A 9420-nucleotide genomic window follows, 5' to 3' on the forward strand; every position below is an offset into this window, starting at 1 on the left:
TTTTTATTATTTTAAATGAATTGTAGGATAACGGAAATTCCTCCTGCTATAAGCATGACCGTAATCGGATTAAGCTTAAACTTACGAAGTCCAATTAAACTAAGTATAAAAAGAATCACAGACACCACCTGAAGATGATTCAAATTCGGTGGCCATATTTCCTCCCCAAAAAAAGATAAACAAATAATGGATACACCTGCACTAGCAATTAATGCGACAACGGCAGGACGTAAACCGAACAGAATCCCCTTTATAATCGGTAATTCTTTGTATCGCTGATATAAAAAGGCTAAGGTTAAGACAATGATACAAGATGGAGAAACACACCCCATTGTTGCAATAATGGCTCCTAGAAGTCCTGCAATTTGCATTCCAACAAAGGTTGCAGCATTAATTGCAATCGGACCCGGTGTCATTTGCGAAATCGTTATAATATCTGTGAATCCCGTCATACTTAACCAACCATTTTGTACAACAACTTGTTCCTCTATCAGAGGTAATGCCGCATATCCTCCTCCAAAACTAAATAGACCTATTTGAAAAAAACTAAGAAATAGTTTTAGATAAATCATTCTGTCACCTCATCTCCCTTTGTTTCTCTATGTTTATGAACTGAAAATGCTCCGATTAGTGCACATGTGATGATAATTAAAATTAGATTCACATTGAAAATATAACTGAGTATAAAAACGATTAACATCATCCAAATCATCTTTTTCCCACTATCTTTCACAAGATTATTTGCCATGCCAAAAACAACATCTACAATAACAGCTCCAATCGCTGCTTGCATTCCAAACATCAATGCACCCACCAAAATACTTTCTCTAAACAATTGATAAAACATTGAAATAACCGATAAAATAATTAAAGGTGGTAAAACTGTCGCTAAGATAGTGATAAATGCTCCTAAAATTCCAGCTAATCGATATCCAACTAAAATGGCAGCATTAACCGCCATTGCCCCTGGTGCTGATTGTGCAATTGCAGTCAAATCGAGCATTTCTTTTTCATCTAACCACTCTAATTCATTAACAAATTTCTTTCTCATTAATGGAACAATGACATAGCCACCACCAAAAGTAAAAGCACTCAAACAAAACGTTGAATAAAATAGTTTAAAGTAAAAATTAGCGTCCTTTTTCATACTCTCTCTCCCATATCAAAGCTATTTCTATCATTATAACACGTTTAGAATTTTACTAAAGTATAATTTCCATATTTTATATCATTATGTTAATTTGTTAGTTAGGTATGTGTAAAAAAAGAGAAATCACATGTGATTTCTCTTTTTTACATTATAATTGCCATTTTACAAGATTAACTTGCCCTTCACCTTCAAGAACTAAGTTTTGATCAACTTCCTTATTATAAATACGAGTTGTAAAGACTTCTGCTCCATTATTTAAATAAACTTCTACGATTGAATGATCGGAATAAATATGAAGATTTTCAATCGTGTCAACCGCAACCGAACGTTCATCACGCCCATATCCACTTTCACCTAACGCTAATGTAAAAATACCATTTTCATAAGATAATTTTAAATCTTCACGAAGTGTAAGTCTAAATTTCGTTGAGTTAGTAAATTCTAAGTTTAATTCAAAAGCATAGTTTTCGAATAATTCAATTTCCTTCTTTTCACCTAAAGATAAATTATTCATGGCAATTTCTGATTGACGCATCGCTTTTAGTTCGTCAACAGGTAATTGATAAATTTTATCACCTTTTAAGACAAGTTGACGTGGAAGGGTTAAACAATGTTGCCATTCATTTTCAATCGTTGGATTCTTATGTTCAATTGCATCCGGAACACCTGCCCAACCATACATAATCACACGTCCATCATGATTAATAAATGTTTGTGGCGCATAAAAATCAAATCCGCGATCTAGCTCATCAAATTCTCCTAGATTTAAAACATGTTTAGATTCATCAAATGAACCAATCGCATATCCACTTTGATAAACATTATGGAATTTTAATCCTTTAGCGTCTATTCCTTGTGGTGAGAACATAAAAACATCTTTACCTTCTAACTTGAATGTATCTGGACACTCCCACATGAATCCCATGTCATCAAGTCCACCAGCAGGAACGCTTAATAATTTCCAATCCGCTAAATTAGTTGATTGGTATAGTAAAACATATCCTTTATCGTCAACAGAACGAGCTCCTAAAACCATGTAGAACATTCCATCTTCTTCCCAAACTTTTGGATCACGAACATGAAGGCCCATATTTTTAGGATAATCTTCATTTGTTAATAAAACTTGTTTTTCTGAAAAGTTAAATCCATCACTTGATTTAACCATAATTACATTTTGTTCACGTCCTGTTAAGATGTAATCATGATTCCCCTCATGTTTAACATTCCCTGTATAAAATAAGTACATTTCATCATTATGAATAATGGCTGAACCCGAATAAACTCCATCAACATCTGCCGCAATATCTGGATATAAGGCAATTTCATGCTCTGTCCAATTTACCATATCTGGCGATGTATAATGTCCCCAAAATTTTAAGCCACCCTTTGCATCAAGTGGAGAGTATTGATAAAACACATGGTATAAACCTTTAAAATAACATAATCCATTCGGATCATTAATCCATCCCATTGGGGCCATAATATGATACTTATTGCGCCAAGCATCCGTTGTAACTTTATTCATTACTTCGTGTTTGTGGGCTTCAATTTCTTTAATAAACTGCTCTTTTGTCATCATGCTCTAGCCTCCCATTTTTTATAGCTTAGCGATTCATCATTTCAATAACTGCTTCTGTTGTTGGTAAGGCTGCAATTGCACCTTTTTTAGAAACTGTTAGTGCTGCTGTTGCGGCTGAAAACGTTAAGATTTCTACTACTTTAGCTTCATCTAAATTCACTAATTCTTCTAAGTTTGTCGCTGCTTTTGAAACTTGATATAAGAATGATCCGATATAAGAGTCTCCTGCCCCAGTCGTATCTTCTGCTTTTACCTTAAATGATGGAACTGAAATATTACGTTCTTTCGTAATAAATTCTGCACCCTCCGTCCCCTTCGTATAGATGACAACTTCAACGTGACCAACAAATAATGATTTTAGTGCTTCTTGTTCGTCTTTAATTCCTGTGATAAATTCTAATTCCTCATCACTAATTTTCACGATATTTGATAATGGTAAGAATTCTAAAATAGCTTGACGGCAAGCTTCTGGTGTTTTCCATAAAGGTAAGCGAACATTTGGATCGAAACTGATGATTCCATTATGCTTCGTTGTATATTCAATCGCTTTTTTATGTGCCTCTTTAATTGGAGCATCAATTAGGCTTACTGAACAGAAGTGTAAGATAATTCCTTCTTCAAAATCTTCTTCACAAATTTCTTCAGCACTTAATAACATATCTGCACTTGGATTTCGATAGAATGAGAAATCACGCTCTCCATCTTCTTTTAATGATACAAATGCTAAAGCTGTATTCGCCTCATTTGTACGACTAATGCGTGACACATCAACACCTAAAGGTTTAACTTCTTCTAAGATGGCATCTCCAAATCCATCTACCCCTAACTTGGTTAACATTTGTGCACGACCACCTAATTTTGCAACGGCTGCTGCCACATTTAATGGTGCTCCTCCTGGAACACGCACAAATCCTTCAACGTCTTTTAAAGCGACTCCTTTTTGTTGTGGAATGAAATCAATTAATGCTTCTCCGATTGCAATGACTTTTTTCATGATACCGTTCTCCTTTTCTTTATATACGCAAAAATGAATAGTGGGAAACTCCCATTATTCATCTTTGATCTCAATATTTAAATATTAGTTTTCTTCTTTAATTCCAAGAATCCATGTTGCAATAAATGCACCTGCAAGTGCAATTCCCATTGCGATTAAATAATTTAACATTGTTCCTGGTGCAGTGATAGCTAAGGCTGGTAATCCAGTTACACCAACAGCTGTAAATAATACTTTAGTCATCACAACATATGCTCCACCTAAAGCACCACCAATTGCTGCCCCGATAAATGGACGACCATACTTCATATTTACACCGAAGATTGCTGCTTCTGTTACACCAAATAAGCAACTAACTGCAGATGGTAAAGCGATTGCTTTTGTTTTAGCATTTTTAGTCATAAAGTAAACTGCGAATGCTGCCCCACCTTGTGCCACGTTTGCCATTGCCCAGATTGGTAATAATGGATTGAATCCAGTATTTCCAATTAACTCTAATTCAACAGCATGGAAACTATGGTGAATCCCAGTGATAACAACTGATGAATAAGTTCCACCTAATAATAATCCTGCGAAGATTCCAAAGTTATTTAAGGCATACGTGAAGAATGTTGAGATTGCTCCACCTACTGTGTTAGCGATTGGTCCGATAACTACTAAAGCTAAGAATCCAGTTACTAGGACTGTAATTAATGGAGTTAATAAAATATCTAACATCTTAGGTACGAATTTACGAGTATATTTCTCAACATAAGACATAACAAAGATCACAATTAAAATTGGTAAAACAGTTCCTTGGTATCCAAGTAATGGCATATCAAATAATCCCATAACACTAACTGTTTCATATCCTGTCCCTTGTGTCCAAGCATTTTGTAAAGCAGGGTGAATCATAATTCCCCCGATTGTTGCTGCTAAGTAAGGATTACACTTGAATTGTTTTGCTGCAGAGATTGCAATTAAAATTGGTAAGAAGTTAAAAGCTGCTGATGAGAACATATCTAATAACATGAACCACCATTCTTCTTTTAAATGTCCTAAACCAACTTTATCAACAACTCCTAAAATTCCCATTAATAATCCAGCGGCTACAATTGCAGGAATAATTGGAACGAAAATGTTTGATAACATACGGCAGAAACGTTGGAAAGGATTTAATTTTTCCATCGCAGCATCTTTAACATCCGCCGTACTCATTTCTTGAATTCCAGCAAGTGATGCTAATTCTGCATAAACGCGATTAACTGTCCCTTGTCCAATAATAATTTGGAACTGTCCAGCCGTTGAAAATACACCTTTTACAATATCCATTTTTTCAATCGCAGCTTGATCAACCTTTGATTCATCTTTTAAAACTAAACGTAAACGTGTTGCACAATGTGCAGCACTATTAACATTCTCTGCTCCACCAATAGCAGAAAGGATAGCTTTTGCTACTTCAGCATAATTTTGATTTGCCATTGAGTACTCCTCCTCAAATTTCATATTTACAAGCTCTACTTTAAGATAATCATTTATTCGGGACATTATCTTAAAGATTAGATTGACCCCATGATAGGTCTCATAAGATTAATATTTTCATAAAACGATTCTCTTATAGCGTTGATTAACTCTTTTATCTTACTCATTCACTCTTAGAATACGCTTTCTTATTTTACAAAAGAATGAGAGAACGTTCCCACATTCTCTAATAAAAATATTTGCGTTTACTCATTGCTTGGAGCAAAATAAACTATATTAACTGATCCCCACCTTAAGGGAACGTTCCCCCCGCGGACAAAAAATAATAATCTCCATTTCGAAGATTATTATACACTATCTCTTTCAATAAGTCTATAAGTAAAAATAAAATTGCTTTCACAATTTTTAGTAGATGATTTCCCTTGTTGAATATAATCAACTAATAACTTAGCTCCTCTAACGCCTAACGTTTGAAAATAATAATGAATGGTTGTTAATTTAGGCGTAACTAATCCTGCAATTTGTGTATCACCAAGTCCCATCACAGAAATATCCTCAGGAATTTTATATCCCGCTTCTTTTAGATACTCCATACATCCAATGGCTAAATGATCAGTTACCGCGAAAATAGCAGTCGGTCGACGCTTTAACCCCATTAACTCTTTTGCTAAACGATACCCACTTTGCTGAGAGAAATCACCAATTTGAATTAAATTCTCATCAATTGCTATTCCTTGAGCCATTAACTCATCTTTATATCCTCTCTTACGCTCAACCCCAACTGCCACGTCATATTCACCTACTCCAATAAATCCAATTGATTCATGGCCTTTTTCTAAAAGAAACCTAACAGCATCTCGGCTCGCATGATAGTCATCGTGAATAATACATGGATAATTTTCAACTCTTTGTGCTAAAACCACAATCGGGACATTAAGTTGATCCATCAACTCATAATGCTTAGGTGTTATTTCTGTTGCCATGAAAATAATACCATCGACTTGATAACTACGAAATACTTTTAAATAGTCCATTTCTTTTTCAATCGATAACTCACAATTTCCAATCAACACTTCATAACCATACTTACTTAACTCTTTAGTCACTCCCTCAACAACGCGGGCTGCCGTTTCAGTACTGATTTTAGGAACAATAACACCGATTAAATTTGTTTTTTGTGTTCTCATAATTTGTGCTTGACGTTTTGGAACAAATCCTGTTTTTTCAATCACTTCTTTAATTTTCGTACTGGCATCTTCACTGACATAGCCATCATTTAAATATCTTGAAACCGTCGATTTAGAAACGCCGGCTAACTTTGCAATCTCCACAATATTCATTTTTATCACCATATAATAAAATATTAGACCTCTTTAATGTTAGCATAAATTAACGTCTAATCATAGAGCACATTTCGAGGCAATCACACATATAATAAGAAGAAAATCTAAAACAGCTAAAAAGGAGGCATTTTTATGTTTAATTTGACACCTTTTAAAAATCAGACTAATCAAGTTTCTAGTGGTAATGGTTTTTTTGATCTTTTTAATCAGATGGAAAATATGATGTTCAATTCATTTCAATCAAGCTTTAATACAATGAACAACACCTCTTTCATCGATCAAGGTTCAGAATACATCTTTACGCTAACTCTTCCTAATTTAAAAAGAGAAAACATTCAACTTGTGGTTGAAGATCAACTCTTAATTTTAACAGTTAAACAAGAATATCAGGCAACGCAAGATGGGGCTCAAAGTTATCAATCTAGCTCTTTTTCTCAAACATTCAATTTAGGCGATGTTGAAAGTAATAAAATCACAGCTAGGCTCAATCAGGATACCCTAACCATTATCTTCCCTAAAAAGGCAACTACCGTGATTAACCGTCGTGTCATTAACGTTCTATAAAGTAAAAAAGACGATTTTCACTAAAACGTGAAAGTCGTCTTTTTTTATTACAGTTCATAAAGACCTGTTGACAAATATCGTTCTCCTGTATCCGGACATAATACAACAATTCGTTTAAATGCATATGCTTCTTGTTTTGCTAGCTCAGTTGCTGCAAAAACAGCTGCTCCTGATGAAACACCAACTAACAATCCTTCTGATTTGGCTAACTTTCGCGACGTTGTAATGGCATCTTCATCGCTAACTTGCACAATGTCATCGATAATCGATTGATTTAAAATTTTAGGCACGAATCCTGCCCCAATTCCTTGAATCTTATGAGGACCTGGTTTTCCTCCTGACAAAACAGGCGAACTTTTCGGCTCAACAGCAATAATTTTAATATCAGGATTCTTCTTTTTCAAAACTTCACCAATACCGGTAATCGTTCCCCCCGTCCCAACACCTGCTACAAATACATCAATATTCCCTTCTAAATCATCCCAAATCTCAAGTGCGGTCGTTTGCTTATGAATGCGCGGATTAGCTGGATTTTCAAACTGTTGTAAAATAATTCCTCTAGGTGTGCTAGCACATAATTCATTTGCTTTAGCGATAGCGCCCTTCATTCCGTCACTGCCTTTTGTTAAAACTAAATTTGCACCTAGTGCCTTTAGTAAATGACGTCTTTCAAGACTCATTGTTTCTGGCATGACTAAAGTTAGTTGATACCCTCTAGCTGCACAAACAAAAGCCAATCCAATCCCAGTATTCCCACTGGTTGGTTCAATAATAACTGAGTCTTTACTTAATCTCCCTTCCTCCTCTGCTGCTAATACCATCGAATAAGCAACTCGGTCCTTTACACTTCCTGCAGGATTGAAATACTCAAGTTTAGCAACAATAGAAGCCAAAACTCCTTCTTGCTGATTGTACTGACATAATTCTAACAACGGAGTATGTCCAATTAACTCAATTAAACTATGTGCCACTTTGTCCACTATAATTCCCCCTTTTTTACTATAGTATACTCAAAAAAAACCTACAATTATGACAAACAAACTAAAAAAGAGTCTTTAGTTGACTAGACTCTTTAACGATTTTAGTTGTTCAAATTCATTTTTTATCTCATTTAATAACGATTCTTCTGTTAATAATCGAAGCCCAATCGAAGCTAAAATCAATGCTCCATCTAAGATAGCTTGATCTCCTACTTTTGAAATAGCAGCTTCTTTAAAGTGTTGGGTATGAATCGTAATGGACTCATCACAAATTTTAAGTGTTGGGTGAATCGTTGGAACCACTTGGCTCACATTTCCGGCATCCGTTGAACCAATGCTTTTAGCACCTTCTAACTTAACTTCTAACCCTAATCTCTTTGCTTCTTCAATAAATAACTGTTCAAATCGATCACAGATTAACATCTCATGAACTTGATTAAAATCATCGTTATACTTAAACTCGCATCCTGTTGCTTCAGCGCAACCTTTTCCGATGTGTAAAATCTTTTCTTTATAAATTAAACAAGTTTCGTGATGCGCAGCTCGAATATAAAAACTTGCTTTTGTATAATCTGGAATAATATTAGGTGCTTCACCGCCATGAGTAATAATCCCATGATATAAAACATCACGTGGACTTTGTTGACGAAGTGCGTTAACACCGTTATAAAACAAAATCATAGCATCTAAGGCATTAACCCCTTGTTCAGGTGCAGAGGCTGCATGAGAAGCTTTTCCAAAAAACTCAAATTCAATCGGAACAATCGCGAGTGTCGGCTGGGTTTTAGCTGTTGTATGAAAAGGATGAATCATCATACAAACATCAACACCTTCAAACAAATTGGCCGCAACATAAGAGGCTTTTGCATTCCCATGAGGTCCACCCTCTTCAGCCGGCGTTCCAAACACCACAATTTCTCCACCTGTTTGATCGATGATTTGGGCAAGTGCAATCCCTGCCGCTACACTCGTCATCGCGATAATATTATGTCCACACGCGTGACCTAAGCCCTTTAAAGCATCGTATTCAGCTAATAATCCAATAACAGGCCCTTTATTCTGCCCTTTTTTACGTGCAATAAAACCCGTCGGATGAGTCGCAATATTAACCTTCACTTCAAATCCATGCTTGATTAATAAATCGGTTAGCCATTTACAAGCCTTTACCTCTTGATTCCCAATTTCAGGGTTATCATGAATTTCATGACTTAATGACAAAATCTCATCGTGGTTTTTCTCAATCTGATTTTTTATGGTTGTGATGTAAGAGTTAATATCCCTCACCATATCCCTCCTTTAAAAAAATAATCTTTATCTATAACTTTAGATAAATGTTTGACACTTAAAAA

9 protein-coding genes are annotated in these 9420 nt (G+C 35.3%); 1 reads left to right on the plus strand and 8 read right to left on the minus strand.

Annotated elements, in window-relative coordinates; genetic code table 11:
- Positions 1-11 precede the first annotated feature (11 nt).
- From HMPREF9402_RS12045 to HMPREF9402_RS12070, 6 genes are all read right to left on the minus strand, one after another.
- On the minus strand, positions 12-572 hold the full coding sequence (locus HMPREF9402_RS12045) for a chromate transporter (protein WP_006785011.1): 561 nt from the start codon (positions 570-572) through the stop codon (positions 12-14).
- A complete protein-coding gene (locus HMPREF9402_RS12050; RefSeq protein WP_009607470.1) occupies positions 569-1147 on the minus strand; it encodes a chromate transporter in 579 nt (192 codons plus the stop codon). The genes HMPREF9402_RS12045 and HMPREF9402_RS12050 overlap by 4 nt, the downstream gene beginning before the upstream one ends.
- Before the next feature lie 151 nt (positions 1148-1298).
- Positions 1299-2729 (minus strand): glycoside hydrolase family 32 protein, encoded by a 1431-nt coding sequence (locus HMPREF9402_RS12055; RefSeq protein ID WP_009607468.1) that lies wholly within the window; start codon positions 2727-2729, stop codon positions 1299-1301.
- A gap of 25 nt (positions 2730-2754) precedes the next feature.
- Positions 2755-3723 (minus strand): carbohydrate kinase family protein, encoded by a 969-nt coding sequence (locus HMPREF9402_RS12060; RefSeq protein WP_009607466.1) that lies wholly within the window; start codon positions 3721-3723, stop codon positions 2755-2757.
- A gap of 84 nt (positions 3724-3807) precedes the next feature.
- Positions 3808-5184 carry a sucrose-specific PTS transporter subunit IIBC gene (locus HMPREF9402_RS12065; RefSeq protein WP_009607469.1) on the minus strand — a complete coding sequence of 459 codons (1377 nt, stop codon included), beginning with the start codon at positions 5182-5184 and terminating at the stop codon, positions 3808-3810.
- A gap of 347 nt (positions 5185-5531) precedes the next feature.
- A complete protein-coding gene (locus HMPREF9402_RS12070) occupies positions 5532-6524 on the minus strand; it encodes a LacI family DNA-binding transcriptional regulator (protein ID WP_009607467.1) in 993 nt (330 codons plus the stop codon).
- A gap of 135 nt (positions 6525-6659) precedes the next feature.
- On the opposite strand from HMPREF9402_RS12070, the gene HMPREF9402_RS12075 reads away from it, so the two are divergent.
- A complete protein-coding gene (locus HMPREF9402_RS12075) occupies positions 6660-7091 on the plus strand; it encodes an Hsp20/alpha crystallin family protein (protein ID WP_006785005.1) in 432 nt (143 codons plus the stop codon).
- A gap of 47 nt (positions 7092-7138) precedes the next feature.
- On the opposite strand, the gene cysK is transcribed toward HMPREF9402_RS12075, so the two are convergent.
- Positions 7139-8071: a cysteine synthase A gene (gene cysK, locus HMPREF9402_RS12080; RefSeq protein WP_009607471.1), complete on the minus strand. Its 933-nt coding sequence runs from the start codon at positions 8069-8071 to the stop codon at positions 7139-7141.
- Positions 8072-8146: 75 nt separating this feature from the next.
- Entirely contained in the window at positions 8147-9358 is a 1212-nt protein-coding gene (locus HMPREF9402_RS12085; RefSeq protein ID WP_006785003.1) for a M20 family metallopeptidase, read from the minus strand.
- Positions 9359-9420 lie beyond the last annotated feature (62 nt).

It is taken from the genome of Turicibacter sp. HGF1, from assembly GCF_000191865.1.
Lineage (GTDB): Bacteria > Bacillota_I > Bacilli_A > MOL361 > Turicibacteraceae > Turicibacter > Turicibacter sanguinis.

Coding starts and splice junctions, on each gene's coding strand:
- HMPREF9402_RS12045 (WP_006785011.1), bottom strand. CDS start 572: ATGATTTATCTAAAACTATTTCTTAGTTTTTTTCAAATAGGTCTATTT.
- HMPREF9402_RS12060 (WP_009607466.1), bottom strand. CDS start 3,723: ATGAAAAAAGTCATTGCAATCGGAGAAGCATTAATTGATTTCATTCCA.
- HMPREF9402_RS12075 (WP_006785005.1), top strand. CDS start 6,660: ATGTTTAATTTGACACCTTTTAAAAATCAGACTAATCAAGTTTCTAGT.
- HMPREF9402_RS12050 (WP_009607470.1), bottom strand. CDS start 1,147: ATGAAAAAGGACGCTAATTTTTACTTTAAACTATTTTATTCAACGTTT.
- HMPREF9402_RS12055 (WP_009607468.1), bottom strand. CDS start 2,729: ATGATGACAAAAGAGCAGTTTATTAAAGAAATTGAAGCCCACAAACAC.
- HMPREF9402_RS12070 (WP_009607467.1), bottom strand. CDS start 6,524: ATGAATATTGTGGAGATTGCAAAGTTAGCCGGCGTTTCTAAATCGACG.
- HMPREF9402_RS12085 (WP_006785003.1), bottom strand. CDS start 9,358: ATGGTGAGGGATATTAACTCTTACATCACAACCATAAAAAATCAGATT.
- HMPREF9402_RS12065 (WP_009607469.1), bottom strand. CDS start 5,184: ATGGCAAATCAAAATTATGCTGAAGTAGCAAAAGCTATCCTTTCTGCT.